The 21584-nt window shown below is 58.2% G+C and carries 28 protein-coding genes and 1 pseudogene; 15 read left to right on the top strand and 14 right to left on the bottom strand.

Annotation, left to right across the window (positions count from 1 at the left end; genetic code table 11):
- The 4 genes and pseudogenes from O7A61_RS21545 to O7A61_RS21560 form a co-directional block, all read left to right on the top strand.
- Positions 1–245 (top strand): annotated as a pseudogene (locus O7A61_RS21545) (hypothetical protein); the annotation flags it as partial.
- A 354-nt stretch (positions 246–599) separates the two neighbouring features.
- On the top strand, positions 600–1913 hold the full coding sequence (locus O7A61_RS21550) for a tetratricopeptide repeat protein (RefSeq protein WP_337131511.1): 1314 nt from the start codon (positions 600–602) through the stop codon (positions 1911–1913).
- Positions 1914–2112: 199 nt separating this feature from the next.
- Positions 2113–2694, top strand: a complete 582-nt coding sequence (locus tag O7A61_RS21555) for a hypothetical protein (RefSeq protein WP_337131512.1) — start codon at positions 2113–2115, stop codon at positions 2692–2694.
- 474 nt (positions 2695–3168) lie between these two features.
- The gene (locus tag O7A61_RS21560) at positions 3169–3717 is read left to right on the top strand and encodes a recombinase family protein (RefSeq protein WP_337131513.1); all 549 of its coding nucleotides are present in this window, start codon (positions 3169–3171) and stop codon (positions 3715–3717) included.
- 97 nt (positions 3718–3814) lie between these two features.
- Here O7A61_RS21560 and O7A61_RS21565 read toward each other — a convergent pair whose 3' ends face one another.
- On the bottom strand, positions 3815–5173 hold the full coding sequence (locus O7A61_RS21565; RefSeq protein WP_337131514.1) for a hypothetical protein: 1359 nt from the start codon (positions 5171–5173) through the stop codon (positions 3815–3817).
- A 1134-nt stretch (positions 5174–6307) separates the two neighbouring features.
- On the opposite strand from O7A61_RS21565, the gene O7A61_RS21570 reads away from it, so the two are divergent.
- On the top strand, positions 6308–6472 hold the full coding sequence (locus tag O7A61_RS21570) for a hypothetical protein (RefSeq protein WP_337131515.1): 165 nt from the start codon (positions 6308–6310) through the stop codon (positions 6470–6472).
- A 68-nt stretch (positions 6473–6540) separates the two neighbouring features.
- On the opposite strand, the gene O7A61_RS21575 is transcribed toward O7A61_RS21570, so the two are convergent.
- Positions 6541–6813: a hypothetical protein gene (locus O7A61_RS21575; RefSeq protein ID WP_337131517.1), complete on the bottom strand. Its 273-nt coding sequence runs from the start codon at positions 6811–6813 to the stop codon at positions 6541–6543.
- A 130-nt stretch (positions 6814–6943) separates the two neighbouring features.
- Between O7A61_RS21575 and O7A61_RS21580 the strand changes: the two genes are divergently transcribed.
- From O7A61_RS21580 to O7A61_RS21595, 4 genes are all read left to right on the top strand, one after another.
- Positions 6944–7225: a hypothetical protein gene (locus tag O7A61_RS21580; protein WP_337131518.1), complete on the top strand. Its 282-nt coding sequence runs from the start codon at positions 6944–6946 to the stop codon at positions 7223–7225.
- A gap of 156 nt (positions 7226–7381) precedes the next feature.
- Entirely contained in the window at positions 7382–8107 is a 726-nt protein-coding gene (locus tag O7A61_RS21585) for a thermonuclease family protein (protein ID WP_337131519.1), read from the top strand.
- Between the two features lie 10 nt (positions 8108–8117).
- Positions 8118–8723 (top strand): BRCT domain-containing protein, encoded by a 606-nt coding sequence (locus O7A61_RS21590; protein WP_337131520.1) that lies wholly within the window; start codon positions 8118–8120, stop codon positions 8721–8723.
- 71 nt (positions 8724–8794) lie between these two features.
- Positions 8795–9550 (top strand): hypothetical protein, encoded by a 756-nt coding sequence (locus O7A61_RS21595; RefSeq protein WP_337131521.1) that lies wholly within the window; start codon positions 8795–8797, stop codon positions 9548–9550.
- A gap of 76 nt (positions 9551–9626) precedes the next feature.
- On the opposite strand, the gene O7A61_RS21600 is transcribed toward O7A61_RS21595, so the two are convergent.
- Positions 9627–10496, bottom strand: coding sequence for a hypothetical protein (locus O7A61_RS21600; RefSeq protein ID WP_337131522.1), 870 nt, complete (start codon positions 10494–10496; stop codon positions 9627–9629).
- A 173-nt stretch (positions 10497–10669) separates the two neighbouring features.
- Positions 10670–11026, bottom strand: coding sequence for a hypothetical protein (locus tag O7A61_RS21605; RefSeq protein WP_337131523.1), 357 nt, complete (start codon positions 11024–11026; stop codon positions 10670–10672).
- A gap of 104 nt (positions 11027–11130) precedes the next feature.
- Here O7A61_RS21605 and O7A61_RS21610 point away from each other — a divergent pair, with 104 nt between their 5' ends.
- Complete coding sequence (locus O7A61_RS21610; protein ID WP_337131539.1) at positions 11131–11397, top strand: helix-turn-helix domain-containing protein; 267 nt, start codon at positions 11131–11133, stop codon at positions 11395–11397.
- A 44-nt stretch (positions 11398–11441) separates the two neighbouring features.
- Here the strand turns inward: O7A61_RS21610 and O7A61_RS21615 are convergent, their stop codons facing one another.
- The 10 genes from O7A61_RS21615 to O7A61_RS21660 form a co-directional block, all read right to left on the bottom strand.
- The gene (locus O7A61_RS21615) at positions 11442–11807 is read right to left on the bottom strand and encodes a DUF3768 domain-containing protein (RefSeq protein ID WP_337131524.1); all 366 of its coding nucleotides are present in this window, start codon (positions 11805–11807) and stop codon (positions 11442–11444) included.
- A gap of 74 nt (positions 11808–11881) precedes the next feature.
- Entirely contained in the window at positions 11882–12496 is a 615-nt protein-coding gene (locus tag O7A61_RS21620; RefSeq protein ID WP_337131525.1) for a hypothetical protein, read from the bottom strand.
- Positions 12497–12747: 251 nt separating this feature from the next.
- Complete coding sequence (locus O7A61_RS21625; RefSeq protein ID WP_337131526.1) at positions 12748–13263, bottom strand: hypothetical protein; 516 nt, start codon at positions 13261–13263, stop codon at positions 12748–12750.
- 115 nt (positions 13264–13378) lie between these two features.
- Entirely contained in the window at positions 13379–13825 is a 447-nt protein-coding gene (locus O7A61_RS21630) for a hypothetical protein (RefSeq protein ID WP_337131527.1), read from the bottom strand.
- Positions 13826–14076: 251 nt separating this feature from the next.
- Positions 14077–14421, bottom strand: a complete 345-nt coding sequence (locus O7A61_RS21635) for a hypothetical protein (protein WP_337131529.1) — start codon at positions 14419–14421, stop codon at positions 14077–14079.
- Positions 14422–14651: 230 nt separating this feature from the next.
- Complete coding sequence (locus tag O7A61_RS21640) at positions 14652–15125, bottom strand: hypothetical protein (protein WP_337131530.1); 474 nt, start codon at positions 15123–15125, stop codon at positions 14652–14654.
- 349 nt (positions 15126–15474) lie between these two features.
- On the bottom strand, positions 15475–16320 hold the full coding sequence (locus O7A61_RS21645; protein WP_337131531.1) for a hypothetical protein: 846 nt from the start codon (positions 16318–16320) through the stop codon (positions 15475–15477).
- Positions 16313–17206 carry a hypothetical protein gene (locus tag O7A61_RS21650; RefSeq protein WP_337131532.1) on the bottom strand — a complete coding sequence of 298 codons (894 nt, stop codon included), beginning with the start codon at positions 17204–17206 and terminating at the stop codon, positions 16313–16315. Before O7A61_RS21650 ends, O7A61_RS21645 begins: the two co-directional genes overlap by 8 nt.
- A gap of 173 nt (positions 17207–17379) precedes the next feature.
- Positions 17380–17583 (bottom strand): helix-turn-helix transcriptional regulator, encoded by a 204-nt coding sequence (locus O7A61_RS21655; RefSeq protein ID WP_337131533.1) that lies wholly within the window; start codon positions 17581–17583, stop codon positions 17380–17382.
- 88 nt (positions 17584–17671) lie between these two features.
- Positions 17672–18763, bottom strand: a complete 1092-nt coding sequence (locus O7A61_RS21660; protein ID WP_337131534.1) for a hypothetical protein — start codon at positions 18761–18763, stop codon at positions 17672–17674.
- A gap of 330 nt (positions 18764–19093) precedes the next feature.
- On the opposite strand from O7A61_RS21660, the gene O7A61_RS21665 reads away from it, so the two are divergent.
- The 5 genes from O7A61_RS21665 (at position 19094) to O7A61_RS21685 (ending at position 21556) form a co-directional block, all read left to right on the top strand.
- Positions 19094–19282 (top strand): YodC family protein, encoded by a 189-nt coding sequence (locus tag O7A61_RS21665; RefSeq protein ID WP_027142105.1) that lies wholly within the window; start codon positions 19094–19096, stop codon positions 19280–19282.
- 212 nt (positions 19283–19494) lie between these two features.
- Complete coding sequence (locus tag O7A61_RS21670) at positions 19495–19962, top strand: EF-hand domain-containing protein (protein ID WP_337131535.1); 468 nt, start codon at positions 19495–19497, stop codon at positions 19960–19962.
- Between the two features lie 45 nt (positions 19963–20007).
- Positions 20008–20550: an RNA polymerase sigma factor gene (locus O7A61_RS21675; protein ID WP_337131536.1), complete on the top strand. Its 543-nt coding sequence runs from the start codon at positions 20008–20010 to the stop codon at positions 20548–20550.
- 113 nt (positions 20551–20663) lie between these two features.
- Positions 20664–21116 carry a hypothetical protein gene (locus O7A61_RS21680; RefSeq protein ID WP_337131537.1) on the top strand — a complete coding sequence of 151 codons (453 nt, stop codon included), beginning with the start codon at positions 20664–20666 and terminating at the stop codon, positions 21114–21116.
- Positions 21113–21556: a periplasmic heavy metal sensor gene (locus O7A61_RS21685; RefSeq protein WP_337131538.1), complete on the top strand. Its 444-nt coding sequence runs from the start codon at positions 21113–21115 to the stop codon at positions 21554–21556. Before O7A61_RS21680 ends, O7A61_RS21685 begins: the two co-directional genes overlap by 4 nt.
- Positions 21557–21584: the final 28 nt, after the last annotated feature.

Below are 21584 nucleotides of genomic sequence, written 5' to 3' on the forward strand. Positions count from 1 at the left end.
AACCCGACCTTACCGGCGAACTGTCGATGACCACCGCAAAGCAGCTCGCTCGCTACAGCGCTGTTGAGGGCGCGCTCGCGAGCGGCTTCGCTACCGCCGAGCTACACCACCTGTGGGGACGCGACCCGATGACGGGCTCGAGCGGCCGGCATCTTCGGTGGAAACCTGGCATCAATCAGCCAACCGACGGGCACGTCAGGGTATACCCGGTCGTTACGTCACACGCGCATCCGCTCTCGACGTAACATGTGGCCCAACCTCAACCATTTGTGACAGGGTAGCGTCGGGCCTAAAGGCTGATGTGACATCGCGAAGGGCAGCGTAACGCCTCGATGGCAGGTCGCAAACACTCAAATAGCTTGGATGGGGAGCAGAGGCCGAGTTTTCGGTCGCAAATGCCAATTGAGCTTTGCGAGAAGCTCTAACTGTGCTGAAAGCGCTCAGACAGACCGGCCTCCGCCGGTGCGCCACGCGGTGGAGGCAGCGTTTCAAGTAGCGTGGTGTAAGTCCCGTTCCGCCCGGCCGATTGCAAGCACTTCGGCATTGACTCGCATTGCAACCGCCGTAGACTGCGCGTTTGGATGAAAGCAGCTTTCGTTATGCCTGACGAAAAGCCAATCCTGAAGCTACCCTCTGTGGGCATAGACCCTCTTCTGTTAGACGCGTACCGTGAATATGAAGGGTCGTTAGTCCAAGGGGTACATGCGGAAGATTTTGCGTCGACAGACCCCTCCGCCAGCACTTTGCCGACCCAGCAGATCCTTGCGACCATCGCAGTTCTGCCGTTTTCAGATGCTGCAGGGGGATCAGATAGCGAATACTTCGCAGAAGGAATTGCGGAGGACATTCTGACCGAATTATCGCGTTTCAGAAATTTGCTGGTGATTGCGCGTAATTCGTCATCCGTCTTTAGGGGTAAAAACCTTGATATCAAGGCTGTCTCGAAGCATTTGAAGGTAGACTATATCGCCACCGGAAATGTGCGGCGGGCTGGAAATAGAATCCGCGTGGCTGTTCAACTTACCTATGCTCCTAGTGGCCACGAAGTATGGGCCGAGCGCTATGATCGCGATATCGTGGACATCTTTGCTGTACAGGACGATATCGTCAGGACGGTTGCTGTAACGCTGGAATCACGTCTTGGACAGGCGATCGCAAACCAAGCGGCACCACGCAGTGTGCCCAGCTTAGCTGCGTACGAATGCCTCCTTTTAGCACGGAAATTTGCGGAGGTGCATGATCCAGATCGGGCCATGCCCTATGCTGAACGGGCCTTAGCTCTCGACCCGAGTTCGTCTCAAGCCCATGCGATGATCAGCCACTGTGCTTACACGAAGTGGCTGCGGGAGCCTGACGATGAAATCCTGCAGAAGATGGTCCAATCAGCTCATTCGGCTGTACTGCTAGACCCCGGGAACGCTTCAGCTCACGCCATCTTAGGCATGGCTCTGACATCTCAAAGAAAGTACGACGAAGCAGGCTCGCATCTTGAGCGGGCGCTAAGTCTTAATCCTGGTGACACGAAAGCGCTCGCGTATCATTCGGAGTGGCTTTTGCGCATGGGCGACGCCGAAGGAGCCTTGCGTACCTTGGACGATGCTCTGCTGCGCGACCCGATTCCACCGCCGTGGCATTGGGAAATTCGCGGACTGATCCTGATTCTGTTGGAAAAGTATGCCGATGCCATCCACGCTTTCGCACGTCAAACTAAGCAGTTTTGGTACATTGCCGCTTATCTTGCGATCTGCTTTGCTAAGCTGGGCAGGATAGACGAGGCTCGGACCGAACTTAGAAAAGCTCTCGAAGTTGTACCTGATCACAATCTTCTTCGGTTTCGGATTGTCGACGAATTTCAGAGCCAGAGCTTCCGCGAAAAGCTGTCAGAGGGGTTGACCCTCGCTGGACTTGATTAGCCTGGAGCGAGAAATCTCCCCGCAACTGGATGTGCCCAGCGGCTCGTGGCTGATCCGAATGTGCTCCCTCAATAGCACCGATTTGCAACGTCTCGCGAAACAGGGCGCGGCTCGCCGAGCCCGTGACATGCGATGCCTACCCTAAGGTCGTTGACTGCGAAACTCAGGTCTTTAAGTTATCGCTAAAAAGGCTCGGCGCTTGGATTGGATCATAAACTACCAGAATATTTTAGGGACTTTGGTGGCTCTCGTCGCAGCTGTAATCGGCTTCGGAGGTGTTATCTATTCGCAGCGGGCGTTGGCAAAAGAATCTGCTAGGGCACGGTCGCATGAAGAGGCCCTTGCCAGATCCGAGGCGGAGGCGAACCGCCAACAAAGACTTGCCTCTGTCCTCAACGCAATCCTTGGGGAAGTGCAGGCTCTTGGGCTGGCGCTTGCGGACGCATCGCGCTTGTTGGCGGCGCAGATCCAGATCGCTGAGGCTTTGGCCAAAGAAAGCGGAGACAGAAAAACTCGGCCTCGCATCTCGTTTCGGTTCGAGACGCCAATTTTCACCGCGTACGTCGGGAGCATCGGATTGCTTGACCCGGAAACAGCCTTCAGGGTTGCCAACTTCTATGGCCGTCTAATGTCCCTAGGGGTACACAATTCTGCGGACGCACCTGAAATGGGAGCGGGCTTGGCCGTCCGAGTGATGCGTTCAGTGGAGGTGTCGCTGTCGGCCGTCCAATCTGAAGCCGACGGCCTAGTTCAAATCCTCAGGACGCATATGCTCAGGTAGCCAGAACAGATGCCAATCGACCCCAAATTACCCGCTAATGCGGGTGCAATGCACCCTGACCCTCTCTACCTCAGTGCGCTGGCGAGCCTAGGAGAGAGTATCTCACTCGGGCCAACAGTAACGTCTGCCAACAACAGGCCGTCGATTGGTGTTCTGCCCTTCATCAAGCAATCGATGCCCTACGCAAGTGATTGGAGTTCTGCGACGGCAGCTACGCGCGGTGGGATCGTTGACAGTTGAACAAGTCAAGGATCGATCTGGGCAACCCACTTCGACGGGTCCTCTGCGGATACAAAGACCGGTAGGCGACCAATACCGCGAAAAAGCTCAAAGACGGGATTTGGTCTTGGCGTAATATGCTGCTGCTGGTGGGAATAACGACCACGGGCCAATAGGTGAGAGGCCACTTAATATGCTTGACATCGACTATTTGTGACAGGGTAGCGTCAGGCCTAAACCTTGAGGTGACAGGCCGTGGCTCGCATCGGTTACGCTCGCGTCAGCACCGCTGACCAAGATCTTGAAACGCAGGTCGCGAAGCTCAGAGCCGAGGGGTGCGAGCTCATCCGTTCAGAGAAGGTGTCGGGCGCGAGCCGTGATGGCCGAGCCGAACTGGCCACAGTGTTGGATTTCCTCCGTCCCGCTGATGAGCTGGTGGTGACCCGGCTTGACCGGCTCGGCCGCGACACGCGAGACGTGCTCAACCTGATCTATGAGTGCGAACAAAAGGGCGCTTTCGTCACCGTGCTCGATCCTCATGTTTCGACGCGGGGGGAGATGGGGCACATCGTGCTTACGGTGCTTGGCATGGTCGCGCAGATGGAACGCCGGTTCATAAGGGAACGTCAACGCGAAGGAATTGAACAGGCCAAGCGCGCTGGTTCTTACAAGGGCGGCAAGCCGAGGCTCGACCGAGATCTAGTGCTGCAATTGCGACAAGAAGGGAATGGACCAGCGGCGATTGCGAAAGCGATGAGCTGCTCAAGAATGCAAGTCTATCGTATCCTTCAGATCGTCCCCTAGCTAAAAGAAGGCGTCCGCTCAATTTGTTTGAGCCTTCGCTTCGGTGTGGTAAACCAGAGGCCTCGCCCCTCTCAGCTCACCGAGCAGCATTTTCCTCCTACTGAATTACCGGGATTACACTCGGCGCGGGTAAACTTTTCGCAGAACTTTTGAGCGCTATCAGATCAGTCAATATTTGTATTACTTGGCTAGAGGCGTCATTGCCACTGGGATCAGAGGCCACTGTGAAGTTGGATCCCAACGCATTTGCGGAAATACGGGACCTCACGCCGAATCCCTTTTCGACTTTGAAAATGTAAGTTGGGCCGGTCGCCGGGTCGCTTTCAGAGAACTCGGATTCGGACCCGCCGTTCGGATCCGCCAACTTGGTCGGCACCCCGCCACCGATACCAAGTTGTGTCCGAACGATTTCGCCTAGAAACAGGAAAATCCCCTCCACTGATCTGAACGTAAACTTCAAATTGTCTGCGGCGTGATCAGTGCTAGGCGAAGCGTCGGCAGATGAATTTGCTCCGCAAACAAAGCGCGCCCCAACGTGAACCGAAATGAAAGGCTGCCCGTGCGCATATTCGAGCGGAACACTTAATTCAGTGGCGTCTGACAACCTCGAAACTCCAGGAACCTCTGCCGATTTTGGGCTCATAGGCTTGAAGCAAAACCGCCATCTGCTGCCGGATTTGCTAAGCCGATAATGGCTGTTTTTGGCGCTGCCGGTCTCTGTAACCGGCTGCAGTTTGAGGGACGTGCCACCCGCTGAAACTGCTTGTGCAAAACCCGCTAGAAGTCGCGCATCGGCCGCCTCCCCTCGAGTGAGGACCGGCCCAATTGACTCGGGACTTGCAATTGGCTCTAAACTCAAACCATGTCGAACCAAGTTATCAATCGTCGTTGTGAAGGTGTTGAACTGCTCAATCGTAGTGGCCCGATTGTGAATAATGATCCTTGAATGCGTCCGTCCATCGGACACTTCAATCTCGGAAACAAATAACCGCAGCAATAGCTTGAGCGACATACCAGCGGTTACATAATTCGCAATGATCTGAGCCTCGAGGGGCGACTGAATTCCTTGATAGAACTCTTGGGTATTCAGATTGGCTATGTTGAACTGTGGACCGCCCGATGCAGAAAGCGTGGGGCTGAGCGTCAATAGTTGGGGTGCTGCGAAAGCGGTGCCACCTATTCTGGCTGGCAGGCTGCCGCCCATCGTGAGAGAAGCTGACGCCGATCCTGTTACCGTCGATAAATCGGTAAATTGAAGCGGCTCCCGGTACGCTGCCCGGATAATGTTCGTAAGTATCGTAGAGCTCTTTTGATAGGCGGCCTCGCCGTTGTAGTTCGTGGCGCGAGAACCGTATTGATCCGCCACCATGCACCCACTTAATAATAGCGCGAGCGATGCGGAAAGGATTCCTGCCACTGAAGGCCGGTGCCATCTCTTCGAGAGTAGTTCTACCATTCGAGCCCCCTCCCTTTGGTAATTTTAATCCATAGTACGTTGACGAACCTTAGTCACGGTGGTTTCTTAGGAGTCGGTAATATTAGGGAGAGAGTGGCTATTCGGCCACAACGGAGATGAACCATGACGAAATCTGTTGACGGCGAGAAGCAGCTTACGGCTTCTGACATCTTCGACCAAGTGCATGGCGGATCGAGTTCCCTATTGGGTATTCAGGGGCTTATTAAACGAGGGAGCGACGAAGAAATAATTTACGTAGCTGACAGTACTGACTGCCGTTCGTGGCACCCTATTCCAACCGCCACTATAACCAAGGTGCATTTCCTTGGGACGATGCGGTGCCGCGGTCAAGTATATCCTTTGGTTCATATTTTCATGAAGTCGCCAGCGACGGTGGAGGGCAAGGCGTTTGCTACGGTGGCTCAGCTGCAAAGCGTCGGTGCGCAATCCGTAGTAGCGGATTTGGAGTTGGCCGTGAGAAATGCCGTTGATCCTACTCCTCCCGGTCATCGGTGTCCCCATGGACAGCATTGGGTGTGGGATCAGACCGAGGGCTGGTCATGTAAGCGGGATTAGCCGCCTTTGCTTCATTCGCCATCCTGTTTGGATGCGGCGGATTTGTCGTAGGGCGGTATTTTCTGACGGGACGCATAGCGAATCTGGAGAACCAAATCGCGAGGCGCGACGAGGAGATCACCGACCTGAAAGCCAAGCAGAAAACGGCTGAGCCGGGAGTACCTTTGGTGCCTCTTTACAAGATGACCGAAGTTTTTCCTCCCGCACCGCTCACCTTCGACCGGCTCTTAGTTCAGCGAAAAGAAAAACGCCATGTCGGATAGCTTGCTGCCCCAACAGAAGGCACCGAAGCTGATCGTCGTCACCGCCTTCGACCGAGATGAGACCGGAGACCTTCAGCCGGTCTTTGGGCCAGCCGAGCAGCAATCTGAAGACCGGGCGGTACGGACTGCGAAGGCGGTGGCCGTAAGGTTTTTGATGGCATAGCGGGTTGGGGAATTTTGCTCCGCGCCGCAATTGACCGAATGACTTCAAACCTGTCTTGTAGATGGGCGGCGGACCTGCGGTTCGTCACGGCCGACGCGGTGCTTCCGTACTCAGGCACCGCGTCGGCCGGTGATGGCGGCGCCGGTCGAAGTGGCGGAAGCCAGCGGCGAATGGTTCGTCCGCGTCATCGAGAACGACCAAGAACTTTCCCGATCATTTGAACTGGAATCGTTCGCGCTGTCCTTTGCCGAAGGCCAGCGCATACGGCTAGGATTGCATACGATCACCCGAACTTAGGAACTAACAAAGCCCCGGCTCTTGGATATGCGCCGGGGCCTTTGACATGTACGAGCTACTCAGCCGCCTCATTGTAGGCCAGCGGGGGACTTCATCGCCCAGCCTGCATACTGACGACCCGAGAGCCTCTCAAAAAAATTCGTCGCGGCTGCAACCAATCCCGGTCGCGGCGCGCCGCAGCGAGTCCAGCCTGCAACTGGAAGCCAGCGCCCCTCGGCAGAAAAGCGCGGGCCGACCACGTTTTCGGCAGGCTTCAGGTTCGAGCCGCCGTCAACGAACAGGATCACTTCCAGATCTGCACTGCTTGCGGGCAAGCGTTCGACCGGCGCGATCTTCGGCAAGTCATCTGGCACGAGCAACCGAGTCACATGCCGCTAGAGATGGATAGTTAATTCCAGATCTCGTTCAGGCACGCGGAACAAGTTATGCGCAGCGAAGTTTAACGAGTGTTGGTTACGGGGGATTCCGCACATGCTGCTTGCTCTGGACGATGCGCGCGCGACGGCTGTTTTGGCCGGCAGAGCCGCAGACGCAGAAATCTTCGGAGTGGTCGATCTCACCAGCAAAATCGAAACCCGGATCGGCGCCATCAGCTTAGGGCGCGCCATTCAGTTTGTCGCGAACGCGTCGGTGCTTGGGTACGACGTGCGTGGTGCAATTGTCTTATATAGCGAACCAGGAACTCCAAGTTTGAGAATATGGGACTGCGAACATCTATGGGCGCAATACGGTGGCGCTCTGCTCGAGCCATAGTGGACTTCGATCCTATTTAAGAGCATCCTCCCGAGCGGGGGAAAGGGCTTGGATAAGTCTCGTCACGACAATCGATCTGACCAATGGCGGAAGCGTAGCGGCGCTAGGCGTTCGCGCGCCCTGCGTTGGGCGAGCGTGCCGCGACGATTGATCCTTGTGACCGTTGTTGCGGCCGGCGCGCTGGCCGCGCTGACCGCCATACAGCACGGCGACAGCTTGCATGAGATCAGTCTGCAGACCTTGACCGGGTCAAAACCGAAGCCGATCACTGGCGTCGCGTCGGTCATCGACGGCGACACGATCGAGATCCATGGGCAGCGGATTCGCTTCAACGGCATCGATGCGCCGGAGAGCAAACAGTATTGCGACGACGCCAAGGGCTTCGAATATCCGTGCGGCCAACGATCGGCTGAAGCGCTGGATACCTTCCTGGCTGCTTCGAGGCCGGTGCAGTGCACGTTCGTGACGTGGGACCGCTATCACCGATACGTCGGTGACTGCCGACGCGCCGACGGCACCAGCGTGGCGGCGTGGATGGTCGAACATGGCCAGGCGCTTGATTGGCCGCGCTACAGTCATGGCGCGTATGCGGAGGAGCAGGCAAAGGCGGAAGCGGCAAAGGTCGGCTTGTGGGTCGGCAACTTCCAAGTGCCTTGGGATTGGCGCGCATCACACTCCGAGGGCGCTGCACCGTTGAGCCAGCCGCTCGGCATCGTCAGCCGCAAGCTGGTCGCGCAAAGCAGCGGCCTTTCATGCGAGCCACGGCGGTACTGCTCTCAGGTCAGCTCGTGCGACGAAGCACAATGGTACCTGCACAACTGCGCGTGGGGGCGCAAACTGGACAGGGATGGTGACGGGGTGGCGTGCGAGACGCTCTGCTAGGGAGGGGTTCATGGATGACAAGTTCTACAACCGCGTCGGCCGCGACCGCATCTCGTCTCGTCAGATCGACGAGTTGATTGGGCTAGCGCGTGGCCTAGCCGCAGACGGAACTATCAACAAGGCGGAAGTTGAATTCCTTCAGAAGTGGCTGGCCGCGAATGTCGAGATTAGCGATCTGCCTATCATTCGAACCTTGTACCGACGCGTCAATGAGATCCTTGAGGACGCCATTCTTGATGCCGACGAACACACCGAACTTCTCGACACGCTCAACAGCTTCTCGAACCGGGACTTCGAACTCGGGGAAGTTTTGAAATCGACCACGCTGCCCCTGTGCAATCCCCCTCCCAGTTTGACCTTCGCAGGACGGATGTACTGCTTCACCGGAACGTTCAATTTTGGCCAGCGAAAATACTGCGAGCAGGCCATAGCGGATCGTGGCGGCCACGCCGGCAGTTTGACGCAAAAAACTGAGGTGCTCGTGATCGGAGCCTATGCCACCGAATCTTGGAAGCACTCATCGTTTGGGGACAAGATTGTCAAAGCTACCGCCTGGCGGGACCAGGGGTTGCCAATCTCGATTGTCGCCGAGAGCCACTGGGTCAGTTTTCTCTAAATAGCCGGTTCCCGCGAGGTCTGATGCTTTAGGCGCGAGTTCGCCGAGGTGAATAGATGGGACAAAATGCCATGAGGGATATGATCCAGCAATTTCGCAGGCCTGCGCGCCACCTCATCACGAGCGTGCTGGCACTCGCGGCTGGGACAGCCGCCGGGTGCAGCTCCATCGACTACCAGAAGCTCACCACCGGCAAGCTATCAGGCAGCTTGTTCGTGATGTGGGTCGGTGAGGGCAACAGTTCGGGCGATGGCAATTTCTTGTTCGTGCCAGATCCTCGCGATCCCCTCATCTTCCATCGGGCTGATCGCGACGCTCCAGGCAGCGCGATCAAGCCGGGGCTGATGTATACGGACGGCGGTTCAATCCCGAAGGTAGCGCAAGTGTTCAAGGGTTTGTCGCCTTGGGGTTATGCTCCCGCTTATATGATCCACGATTGGGTCTTCATCGCACATCACTGCATCGTGGATGGGAACACTGAGAAACGGTTCGATCAAGTTCGCGGAGTCGGCTTCAAAGATTCAGCGGCAATCCTGGGCGAGGCTATCAAAGCACTAATCGCGACCCGCCAGGTCGCGCCGAACGATGTTGCACCCGGCGCGATCACAGCGGCGGTAGGCAGTGTCGTCGCCAAGAACCTATGGGACGAGAAAGGAGCCTGTGAGTCGCTGCAAGTTAGTGCGAAAGACATAGCTGCCGCAGAGGCAGCGATACCCGGGTCGACAACCAGAGCTCAGAACTTGAGGACATTCCAGGTTCCTCAAGCTACGGTGCCTGCAGTCGCCGTGAAGCCTGCGAAGATCATAGCGCGCGTGTCGTTTGAGTAGGAACCTACTCAAGTTGTTGATACCTCGGGATGGCCTGACCGCGCCCGATCGTCGGCGGGCTCGGATCAATAGAGGACTAGTTGAAATTGACGTGTGCAATCCGCTCGACCGTGAGGTTGAGGCTTCCGCTCCATTCGTCGGCCGAAGCAGTGAACCGCTCGGAGGCGGCCTGTCTGACTCCCACATACCAAACGGACTCGTACTGGAGAGAGCCGGAGCCCCGAATTTCCGATCGCACCTCCATGCCCCTTTCAAGCCCGTAATTGTCAACTAGTTGCTGTGCGAAATCTTGCAATGCCATCCGACCTGCAATGTCGAAGTAGCACTGATAAAGTTCAAGACGGTCCGCTCGTCCTTTTCGGAATGTGACGTTTCCACAGGGTTCTTGGTCTTTCACTATGAAAAGGGAACCCTGAGCGGCTTCAAGCACATTGGGACCGCCGTCGGTTCTTTCGCCAAAACTCTTCGGCGCAGGAATCTCGCTTTTTAGGGCGAACGAATGATCCAACGCTTGCCCCAGTTGTGCCTCGGTCATCCCCAGTTGAATGCCGCGGAACGATGATGCGTTGGGGTTAGGCTGACCGCCATCGTCTTCTGGCGCATTGTTCGTCGGCGCATGCTGGGGCTCGGCGGTTTCGATAGCGGTTAGCTTGTCGCCAACGACCTTGTCCAGTTTCTTCCATTCGTCAGACGCGAAGGCCTCGCCCGATGCGTTTCGAATGCTATTGAGCTGCCCCTGCATGTCTTGCAGGGCGGCAGTTGACGAAGGATCGGCTGGAAGATCTTGAGCGCGTTTGATCAACCAGTCGAGTTTTTGCTTGTAGCCCATCAACTCCCTTGCCGCTGACCGCGCCCGAGCCTCTTTCAGCGACGTGATCAAACGGTCCAACGATTCCTGGGTGATATCGAACCTGCCGGGCTTGCACTCCCGAACCGATTCCAGCATCCCGTCTATGTCTTCGACGCTAAACAGCTCACGAGAAAGGGTTCCGTCCCAAGCACCTGATACTTGGCTGCACGGGATTGACGCAGCTGCCGCAGAGCCAGCCCAACATATCGCAACTGCGGCCAGGGAAAGGGCAATGCGCTTCCTGATCTTTGTCCTTCGCATGCAGACGGTCATCTTGGGACCCCGCCTGACGCTTCGATGCTGGCTTTCCGCGTACTCCTCCAGGCGAAGTGCGCCATGAGGGCGAGGATCAGGTCGACGAACGCCCATATCTTCATGTCAGTGAAGGCGCTGGCGGCATTGAAGGCAAAAAGGCTGCCGACAACGAACACGAGCGCCGAGACCAGCGGCAGGCCGAATGCGAAGGCACCGCCGACGAAAAACAACAACCCGACCAACACACCAACCGATCCAGCTCCAGCCAGATCATGATTGGCCAAGATGCTGCCGCCGGTGGCCACAGCGCAGGACTGCAACATCGACACCAAGCCGAGCAGAATTCCAATAACTCCAACTGCGATTTTCATTTCACTTCCCCCAACATGCACGAACCGTCCACTCCCCTAATGTTGAAATAGGGGACTATTGGTCCGTCGATTGTCAAGCCGTTCATACTGCTTTCTTGCTGACGATGAATGTCCGCAAGATCATTGGCTGGAATCTCCGCAAGCTCCGCGTCGAACGCGGCCTGTCGCAAGAGCGGCTGGCATTGGCGGCCGAGATCGATCGCTCTTACGTCGGACGTGTTGAGCGCGGGTCGGAGAACGTGACCATCGATACGCTGGACGCATTCGCTGCCGTGCTGGGCGTCTCCGCCGCCGAGCTTTTGATCGAGCCCCCTAAGGGCGCTCGTGTGCCATCCCCGTTGTCTGCAGGCAGAAAGCCGAAGGCTGGCTAATCGGGCCGTTGATTGTGCCCTTGTGCTCTGTGCAGCGAAGGGCATCAGTATTCCTCCGGCAGCATGACCGTCATGACACGAATGGTGACGGCCGGATCGGCAGAGTCCGGCGACAAGTTCGCCAAATTCCGATCGTAGCAATCTATTTTGAAGAACAGCTGCCGCTCGCCGACGTGCAGGAGAGCGCAGTCATGTTCGCCCCACGGGTCGTTATCCTTGTCGAAGGCATCGAAGTTGGCGACGGCCAGCAGAATGGCGGCAATCTCGTGAGGTGGCAGTGCAGGTACGCCGGCGGTCATCACCATGCGGCCGCCGACGCCGGTCTTCCGCAATTGGTCGTTGAGGTTACGAATGCGCGTCTTCCTATCGGCCGTAGCAGGCCGGTCGGCACGCTCTGCCGAGCAGGTCATGATTTTGGTTCCTTGTCGATGTTTGGGGTGAAGGCTGACGGGCCAGGACGAACCCGGCCCGTTGCGAGACCGAGTTACTTCTTCGCCAGTTGCCGAGGGTGGATCAGGCCGAGCTGGTAGTAGCTGCGATCGATCTGCGGGGCATCCGGGTAATCGCGGAACTTCAGCGAGAACATACCCTTGGCTTTGACCTTCATGATCCGGGCCTCGAAATATCCCTCATCGGGACCCTCTGACGCCAGCACCATGTCGCCGACCGCCAGCTTGCCCCATGGGTCGCTTGTGCCAGCGCCGCCGCCGTTGCCCCCATTATCGCCCCCGCCATGGCCCGCTACGGCCTCAGGCGAGGCCGCTGAAGCGTTTTCGGGGCTGTCGGGGTCATCAGCACCGGTCGAAGCCCGGCGCGGCTCGTCAGCGACCCCCGCCAGGGCGGTTATTCGGGTGTACAGTTCGCCCTTGACGAAGGGCACAAAGGCCTTGCCGCTGTCGAACAACTTGCCGCGTGGAAGGCGCATTACGATATCGGAAGCATCGCCCGGCTCGACACGGTGCGAGTGCATTCGCATCAGCTTAGCCGCGCCTTCGGCCGCCTCGACATCAGGCAGCAGGAAGATTGATGCGTGAGGTTTGCTGCTGTCGTCCCTTCCGAAGACGATAAGCGATGGTGTTGTCTCCGAGGCGACACTCATTCGCCGGCCTCCAGATATGACAAAGGGGCCAGATGGCCCCCTTTTTCGGGTTTCGCTGGCGATCGGCACACGGTGCCGGGTCCGTCTGTCATTGGCATATTTCAGCTCCTGTTAGGTTCTGGCCCAGCCGCATCAACCGACGCAGCTCGCCGCAACCAGCATAACAGGAATATATTCTTACGTCAACCGGAGGTTGTTTTTCTCCTCGCCAGGACCTCAGTAGTCGTCTGGGATATGAGCCCACGCTTCGATCACGGCGTCGGGACATGACAGGGTGGCGAATAGTAGGTTGTCTCAACCGCGGCCCGCAGTTCGCGAGGGATTGTCACATCAACCATTATCCCCTCGACCCGCCCCAGGTCTTCATCAGACGTGAATCGGACTCCCTTCTTGCCTGCATCCCGCACCCGGATAGGCAGGTGGAGAGCCGCAATCAGAAAGCCGCAGAACTCGTGGAGTTCAATGTGCGACTCGTTTTCGTCCAGCAGAACATTGAAGACTTCCATAAGCAGGGGCCCGATACCGGCATGGCAAGATGCGGTTTTGCTCGGACAATAGAATCCTTGCACCACAGTCTCCATGAGCTCGACGCGTCCAGAGCCAGGGATGTAGCCGTGTTGCCGTGCACGGCGCATCAATGACTGAAAGAATGATATCGAATACTCAGTGGCGCGGACCCGTGGTTCTCGAAGCAGCATGTAGCTTTCTAGCCAGCCATGGAATGGGTCGAGTCGATAGATGAGCAGTGGTTTGTCGTCGAGTTTCATTTCAATCTCCTTGATGCTGGATGCGATCGCAGGTTTGCCGTCGTCGGTGAGACGGCTTCGTACTTTACGGCGCTCGGAATTGGCTTGTTGGGAATGACGGCTGTCGGGGCTACGACTACTTCGTCGTCACCTTGATCTTGATGCGATCCTTTCCGACACGGATGGGGCCGCCCGAAATTAGGATCTGCCCGCCGCGACGACGACAACGGATGGTTTCCCTCATGCCGGCGTAGCAAATAAGCGAGCGCATGAAGATGATGAAGCTAAGATCCCTTTTGAACAACTCGGCCAACAAATCGCCAAGGAGGTAGGCGAGAAACTCGTTCGCTGTTTCTTGTTCGGGAGGGCCACCAGCACAGTTGATGTACCTGCCCAGCATGATTGGTAGCTCTTCCCTTTCGATCATCCGAATCGGCGAAGATTCATCTAAGAACCCTTCGACCGTGCCATCCCAAAGGTTGATGATGCCCTTTGCGATCGGCACCTGGTCGTTACGGCGCTTCACGCGTTCGCTGAGCCAGTTGATAAGCTCCGTTCGGCTGGTGATTGTTCTGACTGTCATGATTTTATCCTTGATCGGCGGAAATTCGCGGAAGCGTGGTCGTCCGCATGGCAGAGGCTTTGACTTTGTCGTCGCCTCGGAAGGACGCCTCTAAAGGGGCGGCTCGCCGACCTCGCGGCGATAGAGTTAGGTGAGTTCACCGTGCTTCGCGGTGACGCGGAAGCGAAAACCGAAGCATTCACGAAAGTGACGCGTACTCTTGAAAGTCGTCTCGTCGTCGCCACTCGTTGCGATCACTCGGTTTTCCAGCTTCATTTGCCTGAGCAGCAGAGGGATGAAGTACTCGGCCCCAGCGCCTGGATGTAAATGCCGTAGCCCAGCGCCTCCGCGGCGAGGTAGCGGACGGCCGGAGAGCAGCTCACTTTTTGGTGCTGGTCAGCGATGTTGTCGAACACCGCCTTAAGGTACTCCTCCAGAAATTTCAGCTCGGCGAAGTGTCCGTACTTGTACTCGTCAGCTAAGGTGTCGAAGCAAGTAACTTCACCGGCACCGATCATCTCCGGCTCTTGTGCCTTCACCTGCTCGATCAGCCAATCGATAAGCTCCACTTGGTCGGTGATTTTGCGAATAGGGTCTGGGGTGGTCGAATGAGGCATACGTTGTCCTTTCTGATTTTGGATTGATGTGCGTCTGACGGCCGGAAGTCCCGGGCCAGGCACTGCACGGGTCGTGGGTCAACTGTGGAGGGCGGGTGATCCGTGCAGTGAAACGGTGGCATGTCGGGAAGACCCAACGGACGCTTTACCGGGCGTCAGAGTCAAGGTCTGCGAAGCGGAGGGGCAAGATGCCGTGCTCAGTCTATGCAGGCGTCTTGAGCGGCGGGCGTCTAGAAGAAGCGGGCCTTCGGGACGCGAACATCGAAGTCCATGCTCAGGCCGTCGCCGATGGGGAACGGTTGGCAGGCTCGATAATGGACTTGGTCGTAGCGGCGCTCGACATGGAACTGTGATCGCATTTCGAGCAGCTCGATCAACAGGCTGATCAAAAAGTCCGGCTCAACGTAGCCGCGCTTCTGGACGCTTAGCGCCATAATCGCGCCGTGGATGAACAGTGTTCCAAGCGATACAGTTTCCATCTCGGCGTTAGGGCCAAAGCCGCGCTCGATGTACGTCGGCGACAGTGGGTGATCGAATGCGTTAGAGTCAGCGATGTCGTGAAACATGTGATGGACATCGCTGTGATACGGCTCTCGCAGTTTTATTGATGGGAACTTTGCCTCCCAACGCTCGATGAGAAAATCGACAAGACCGCACGGGTCAGTCCTGTAGTAGATCTTCGGTTGTCCGTTGGTGTCGTGCATAGTCGTCTCCTTGTTGCGGTTGGAAATTGAGCGCACGGCGCTTTGCCGGCTGGAGGAATTGGATTTCCGGCTGGGTGATTTCGGTGTTGGTGATGAGGAATTTCGGTGAGGCCCATCAGAAATGAGCGAGGGCCTCATCAGTATTGGATAGGTCGTAAAAGGCGGAAATGACGACCTAGGCGGTGATCACATCAAAACAGGGCGATGAGCAGGTTGAGGGTGTTGGGGGTGGTGTTGATGGGTGCAATGGGCTGGTTGGTGATGGGTATGGTTATGTACTGCAACCTCACCCATCACCTTCCTACCGTCCGCGTTTTGAGATCCCCGGTGAACACTTCAAACCGTCCATCTAGCGACGGTTCCGGGGCACGACGCCCCCGCGCGACTTCATCATTCCGCCCAAAAACGCCCGCTCCCTCGGCTTCATCCGCAGCAGCCAAAGGTCATGTTCCAGTTGCGCCGCTTCAGGCAGCTTGAACGGTCGCCGGTCCTTGTTGCCCCGCTTATCGAACGTCGCCTCTCGACCATCGGCGGTGGGTTTGACGATGTACCCGATCGCGTTGGCAAGTTCCGTAACCGGCTTGACCTTCACGGGGCGGAACTTCCGACCCACAAGATCCGGCGGCGCGGGTCGTCGCGGCATCAAGACGCGGCGGACCTCCTTTGCATCGGCATCGACGGCTACCGCCAGATGCAGATGTGGTGCCCACCACTCCCGACCGTCCTCATTGCGATCATAGGCGATATCGACCGCACCTATGATGCGAGCCGACCTCCAATTTTCTGGCGCATCGCGCAACCGGCGGCGCACGCTCTGAAACAACCCGCTGATGGACAATTCGTTGAGGTGCCCGGGTTCCAGGAAATAGTTCGGATCGATGATGGTGACGAAGTGCAAGCTCCCTGGCTCCGCCTTCAGCAGCCTCCTGGTTTGCCGCACGACGCGATTGAGTTCCTTGCGCTCACCGAACGCACACGCGGCCGAGCAGGTAGCGTGCGGGCACTCTGCTCCACGACAACCGCGCAGATGCTGCCACTGCTTTTCGTCAATGCCGGCTCGCGCAAAGCGCGCGAGGCGAGCAACATGAAAAGCGGTTAGCTCCTCCTCCGTTTGAACGCGCTGAACTCCTAGCCGGCGCAGCGCCTTGGCATCACCGAAAGCGTGGCGATCAAACTTCTCGGGCGGCTTAGGCATCGTTCCCCTCCCCGTTGTCGCTGGACGAGGCCTGGTATTGGTCGGCCAAACGATGGAGCAAAGCCGGCAAGGGCTCCCCTCCAAAATCAAGAACTGTCAAGCGAAGGCGGCTCCCGGGGCCCTCCAGGTCGAGGGCAAGTTCCGTGCCCACCCCGGTCGCTGTAGCAACGGCTCGCAGTCTGTAGCCGTCCCGGTTTGGGCACATCCATGCGCTTGCTCCGCGCTCAGCGGCGAGCGAGGTTCGCATCGATGGATTGTCGGCATTAGTGGCGACTGAAGGCATTGCCGACTTGGCTGCCCGCTTGGCCCGGATCGTGTGCTTGCAGGCACCCAGCGTTGTGCTCGCCAGCCAGTCGACGATCTTCTCAGAAGTGACCCCTTGATCGCGCGCAGCTTCGAGAACACACGCATAGTCCGAGCAAAGGGATTTCTCGCCCGGGGCCTCCGGTCGCGCAAAGTAAGTGATCGCGATCAACGCCGTCTTTTCGGGGCTCGGTTTTCGTTTCCGAGATGGGAAATCAGGCTGATCGAGCACGTGCTCGACCGCCGCTTTGCCGCCCGCCTCCATAGCGAGAAAAAGCCTGAACGGTGCGACAAAGGATGCGAGGCGCGATTTCCACGAGGGGAGTAACCCCTGCTGGTCGCGTTGCTCGCGACACTCGTCCATCGCCCGAGTTAGGTCCTCTGCGGCGGCAGACAACGCTTCCGATGCGCTAACTTCGGTGGCGTCGAGGCTGGGGATGGATGCGAGCGCTATTTCGGTTCCACCGGAATAGGGCGGGACGAGTTCGGGCTGCTTGGAGCCAAGCAGCCCGTTGGGGCTCGGGAGAAAACCGGAAATGATTTGTCCGCCTCCTCCAATTAAGGACCTGGAAGGTGTCAACATTCTTACTCCTGGTTAGATTGGGGCCGGGAAAGCCGGCCGCTGGTTTGATTTGCGTGACGTGGGCGGCGAAAAAACGCACGCGATCCACCCAAGCCTTTACGGGCTCGAGATCGGACGTCTTAGCGATGGGGTTAATGGGATGCGGGCTGCGACCGCCGACGAGGGGACTTTCCTCAGTCGCGCGGCGACTGGGTGAGTTTTTCGATCAGCTCATCAATATCGGCTGAACGCCAAACTGTCGTTCTGGGACCGAGTTTGACCGGCTTAGGAAAGCGACCCGATCGAACGCCAGCCCACCAGGTTGACCGGCTTACCGGAATAGGACCGTCCGGTGCTATGATTGATTTGATGCGGACAAGCCCGCGAACAGAAGACATCTTACACTCCGCTTTTCAGGACGAAGCGATCATGGCCTAACTGCGCACCCTGTTGGCCGATGTCGGTTTTAAAAACCCGATATCGGTATTAATCGTTAGGTCGCTCAAATTGCGTGGGGTCGAAGTCGAGAAATTCCTTCGCCTTCTGAAGGCAATCGCGAATAGCGTCCTCGCCGACTTTCAGCTCTGGGTATGGCGCTAGAAGCTCGGCTATTTTCCTACTTGCGCCGGCCTTTCCATTTTTGAAATGGCCGTATCTAAGGACCGCAAGCCCCAGGAGAATTCGATAGAGCGATACTAGTCGCTTATGGCCGGGTTCGGCCGGTTGCAGCTTGGTGAGTTCGGTGAAGCTTTTCCGCAAACGCTCAGCTTCAGCGGTCATGTCGGCCAGTTCGTCACGCAGTCGATCTGTTTTGGAGTAGCAAAAATCTGAAACCGCCTTGTCGACATCAATTCCAACATCTTTCGCCCAAGCTGAGAACTCGGCTGGGCGTATTGGGTCTGTCAGTTGACCAATCGTTACGGCTCGTCGCACTTGTTCGGTTCGCGCTTCGTACGCCGGGCGAAACAGTGAACGATGGATGCGGACAAGTGCGTGCGTGGAGACGACCCTGGGGTCCTTGCCAAATGAAAGTGCAACGGCTTCATCGATGGACCAAGCTGGCATCGGAAGCCAATATGCAAAGTCCGCTGTAGCTGTAGGTTGCGAGAAGAATGCGTAAAGATCCGACTTTCTGCTGCGCTCATCAGAAGCCATCCGTGCCCTGTTTCTGATCTTCTCCTTTTTAACATTCAATGCGATCAAGAACTCTTCATCACTTAAATCGCGCAAGCCGTATTCGTACGACAGAGCGTCATCGATGAACTTACGCCACCGCTCTCGACGCCTTTGCTCGCGCCCCAGGCTACCGAACTTCTCCTTTAGGAACGCAAGCGCGCCTTCTCGCTCGGCGTCGTCAGCCCACATGGAAGCAGAATTCATTGTCTTGCCCGCCGATACAAAATCGACGACTGAGTCACTCGTGTCGTTTTGTCCCTTAAATTGCGTCATAGCGGCCTTGATCCGTGGCGCGACACGCGCCTTGAAGTGCGGGAATCTCAGTCCGACAAGGAATTCTGTTTGCTCTTCGCGCAGTACATAAATCGGCACATCACCGGCGTTGGTGGCGTTCGGCGGCATTTGACCTCCGTTAGCTTTCGTCAGCCAGAGGCTAACCGTAGAGAGCTCAATTTTACAAGCAATCCGGAACCCATTCGTTCAGCCGAGAACTTTTGGGGTATATTTGGGGGTATTTTTGTTTCTCCATTTCATTTTCATCATGTGAGTTCGTATGTTACTGCTCGAATCATATGCCCCTAAGCGGCACCAGTTCCTCTTGTCCACCTGCATGCTGCAATCAGCACCTGCGTCACTGCCCGTGCAGTGGATCGCGACGCCGGCGAAACATATCCGCCATTGTCGAGACCGGGGTTTGATGTGAAACTCGCGGCGTCAGCATGGGAGGTCCAAATGCCCAACACTTTCAAGACCGGAGACGTCGTCAAGCTGAGGTCGGGAGGCCCGAGGATGACGGTCAGCGACGGCGCCGCTTCCGGCATGTATCTCTGCCACTGGTTCAACCGCGAGGGCGATGTGTGGACCCCGCAACATGCGGGGTTCAAGCAGGAGCAGCTGGTAGCCGCCGACCAATCGACGTAATTCCGCTTTAGCCAAGGGATGGCCGGGCCGGCGCGACTGCAGACGCACCGGACGAAGTGTTCTGCCGCTTCCGGGACCGCCACGGTCCGTCATCGCCGGCAAACGGCGTGATCGACATTGGTGACCGACGGATTTTTATGATCACGACGTTTAACGGCTGAAGCGTGCCGTGGCATTGGGCCATGGCAATGCGCCAACCGGAGACGTGAAGCATGATACGCCGTTCGATCCTTGCCACTGCCTTGAGCGTGCTGACCACCGCGGCTCTGGCCCAGACAGCGACACAGCCGCCGGCCGCGACGCCACCGGCCGCCACGTCGCGCGCTGCCACATCGCCGGCTGGCACATCGTCGGCTGGCACATCGTCGGCCGCCAAGCGCGACATCACACTGGCCAAGTTCCAGAAACGGCGGGAGAAGGCGATCATGGCCGCCGACACGGACGGCGACGGCAAGATCAGCCTGCTGGAATGGCAAGCCTTTCAGGCCAGACGCAACGTCAGGCGCGACCCTGCCAAATCCTTCGCGCGCATCGATTCCAATCATGACGGCTTCATCGACAGGGCCGAGCTCGATGCGTTCTTCGCCAAGCGCTTTGCCAGGCTGGACAAGAATGGCGACGGCATTCTGACGGCCGACGAGAGGCCGAGCCACAAATCCGCTCCCAAGCCGGAGCAGTGACCAAGAGGCTATGACGTGTGATGCATATCGGGAGTGCGCCAGCCGATGAGCGCCGATCCGGACGAGGAGCTGGTTCGTCGGGTCGGTGCTGGCGATCCCGCGGCGGTGCAGGCGCTCGTCGCGCGCAAGCTGCCGCGCATCCTTTCGCTTGCCGTGCGCATGCTGGGCGATTCGGCGGAAGCCGAGGATATCGCGCAGGAAACCTTCGTGCGCATCTGGCGTCATGCCTCGAAGTGGCGGCGTGGCAATGCACGCTTCGACACCTGGGTCCACCGCGTCACGCTCAACCTTTGCTACGACCGGCTGCGCCGGCGTCGCGAATTGGTGACCGACGAGATGCCGGACATTGTCGACCCCGCTCCGCTTCCCGATTCCCATCCTGGCGAAGAGGGGCATCGGGTCGAGCGGGCCTTACAGGCAATCGCGCCACGCCAGCGCGAGGCGATCATCCTGGTCTACTATCAGGAGATGTCCAACATCGAGGCGGCCGCGACCCTGGAGATCAGTGTCGATGCGCTGGAGAGCCTGCTGTCGCGCGGCCGGCGGTCACTGCAGACGATGCTGGCTGGGGATGGCGGCCATGACTGAGAAACGCGCGCGCCCGTATACTGTACGTTCAACCCGCCTTGCGGGCGTCCGGTTGGTCTGCGTTGTTTCCGACCCGCGTGGGCACGCGGCACCGAGGTGCAGGGGGAAAACAAATGGCTGAAGGCATCGAAGACGGGCAGGCAATGGATGCCAAGCGCTTCGCGGCGCTGGCGGATGCCTATGGCGGCGATTTGCGCCGCTGGCCGGAAGCGGAACGCGAAGCCGCCAGAGCCTTCGTTTCAAGTGAAGCGGGCCAGGCCATTTCGCGACAGGCCGACACACTTGACGCCCTGCTCGACAGCTATAGCGTCCAGCATCCCGGCAAGGCGCTGCACGGCAGCATCCTGCGCGCCGCCGACCGGCACCTCGTCCAGCGCCGGCGTCATCGGTTCTGGTGGCTGGGTCTGGGGCTCGCCGGCATTGGCCTGGCGGGCGCCGTCGCCGGATTGGCGTTGGTGAGCATTGTCACGCCGGAAGCCGGATCGGATCACTATGTGCTGGATGCCAATGTAACGGCGTTCGGCGATGCCGGGCCCGATGCCGAAAACGGCGAGGAGAGCCTATGAGCATGGGCCGCAACCTCATCATCGCATCGGTGGTGCTGAACGTCTTCCTGGCCGGGGCGCTTGCCGGCGGGGCCGTCTGGATAAGAAGCGGCAAGTCCGGCCAGGGCTATTCGCTGGAAGCCGCCGGCGGCCGCCTTCCCGACCAGGAGCGCATGCTGTTCCGCAAGGCACTGCGCGAAGTGCGGCGCGAATCCCGCCAGGTCATCCTCGATGGTCAGCAGGCCAGGCGCGAGGCAGCCGACCTGCTGCGCCAGCCGGTTGTCGACACGGCGGCGCGGTCGGCCGCGCTGGAGCGGGCCCGCAACGCCGACATCGCCGTGCGCACGCGGCTTGAGCAGCGCATCATCGAATTCGCGGCGGCGGGTTCGGCCGCGGATCGCGCCGTGCTGGCGGAAGGGCTGGCCAGGCGGGCAGGGCCGCAGCCGAAAAAATCGCCGTGACGACCGACGGAAAATGCCCGCGGGGCCG

Origin of the sequence: Mesorhizobium sp. Cs1321R2N1 (assembly GCF_037179725.1) — a bacterium.
Classification (GTDB): Bacteria; Pseudomonadota; Alphaproteobacteria; order Rhizobiales; family Rhizobiaceae; genus Mesorhizobium; species Mesorhizobium salmacidum.

Coding starts and splice junctions, on each gene's coding strand:
- O7A61_RS21635 (WP_337131529.1), bottom strand. CDS start 14,421: ATGCCTCATTCGACCACCCCAGACCCTATTCGCAAAATCACCGACCAA.
- O7A61_RS21550 (WP_337131511.1), top strand. CDS start 600: ATGCCTGACGAAAAGCCAATCCTGAAGCTACCCTCTGTGGGCATAGAC.
- O7A61_RS21605 (WP_337131523.1), bottom strand. CDS start 11,026: ATGAAAATCGCAGTTGGAGTTATTGGAATTCTGCTCGGCTTGGTGTCG.
- O7A61_RS21590 (WP_337131520.1), top strand. CDS start 8,118: ATGGATGACAAGTTCTACAACCGCGTCGGCCGCGACCGCATCTCGTCT.
- O7A61_RS21650 (WP_337131532.1), bottom strand. CDS start 17,206: ATGTTGACACCTTCCAGGTCCTTAATTGGAGGAGGCGGACAAATCATT.
- O7A61_RS21685 (WP_337131538.1), top strand. CDS start 21,113: ATGAGCATGGGCCGCAACCTCATCATCGCATCGGTGGTGCTGAACGTC.
- O7A61_RS21675 (WP_337131536.1), top strand. CDS start 20,008: ATGAGCGCCGATCCGGACGAGGAGCTGGTTCGTCGGGTCGGTGCTGGC.
- O7A61_RS21630 (WP_337131527.1), bottom strand. CDS start 13,825: ATGACAGTCAGAACAATCACCAGCCGAACGGAGCTTATCAACTGGCTC.
- O7A61_RS21640 (WP_337131530.1), bottom strand. CDS start 15,125: ATGCACGACACCAACGGACAACCGAAGATCTACTACAGGACTGACCCG.
- O7A61_RS21620 (WP_337131525.1), bottom strand. CDS start 12,496: ATGAGTGTCGCCTCGGAGACAACACCATCGCTTATCGTCTTCGGAAGG.
- O7A61_RS21580 (WP_337131518.1), top strand. CDS start 6,944: ATGCTGCTTGCTCTGGACGATGCGCGCGCGACGGCTGTTTTGGCCGGC.
- O7A61_RS21645 (WP_337131531.1), bottom strand. CDS start 16,320: ATGCCTAAGCCGCCCGAGAAGTTTGATCGCCACGCTTTCGGTGATGCC.
- O7A61_RS21595 (WP_337131521.1), top strand. CDS start 8,795: ATGAGGGATATGATCCAGCAATTTCGCAGGCCTGCGCGCCACCTCATC.
- O7A61_RS21670 (WP_337131535.1), top strand. CDS start 19,495: ATGATACGCCGTTCGATCCTTGCCACTGCCTTGAGCGTGCTGACCACC.
- O7A61_RS21615 (WP_337131524.1), bottom strand. CDS start 11,807: ATGACCTGCTCGGCAGAGCGTGCCGACCGGCCTGCTACGGCCGATAGG.
- O7A61_RS21625 (WP_337131526.1), bottom strand. CDS start 13,263: ATGAAACTCGACGACAAACCACTGCTCATCTATCGACTCGACCCATTC.
- O7A61_RS21610 (WP_337131539.1), top strand. CDS start 11,131: ATGAATGTCCGCAAGATCATTGGCTGGAATCTCCGCAAGCTCCGCGTC.
- O7A61_RS21570 (WP_337131515.1), top strand. CDS start 6,308: ATGGCGGCGCCGGTCGAAGTGGCGGAAGCCAGCGGCGAATGGTTCGTC.
- O7A61_RS21680 (WP_337131537.1), top strand. CDS start 20,664: ATGGCTGAAGGCATCGAAGACGGGCAGGCAATGGATGCCAAGCGCTTC.
- O7A61_RS21660 (WP_337131534.1), bottom strand. CDS start 18,763: ATGCCGCCGAACGCCACCAACGCCGGTGATGTGCCGATTTATGTACTG.
- O7A61_RS21600 (WP_337131522.1), bottom strand. CDS start 10,496: ATGCTGGAATCGGTTCGGGAGTGCAAGCCCGGCAGGTTCGATATCACC.
- O7A61_RS21565 (WP_337131514.1), bottom strand. CDS start 5,173: ATGGTAGAACTACTCTCGAAGAGATGGCACCGGCCTTCAGTGGCAGGA.
- O7A61_RS21665 (WP_027142105.1), top strand. CDS start 19,094: ATGCCCAACACTTTCAAGACCGGAGACGTCGTCAAGCTGAGGTCGGGA.
- O7A61_RS21655 (WP_337131533.1), bottom strand. CDS start 17,583: ATGTCTTCTGTTCGCGGGCTTGTCCGCATCAAATCAATCATAGCACCG.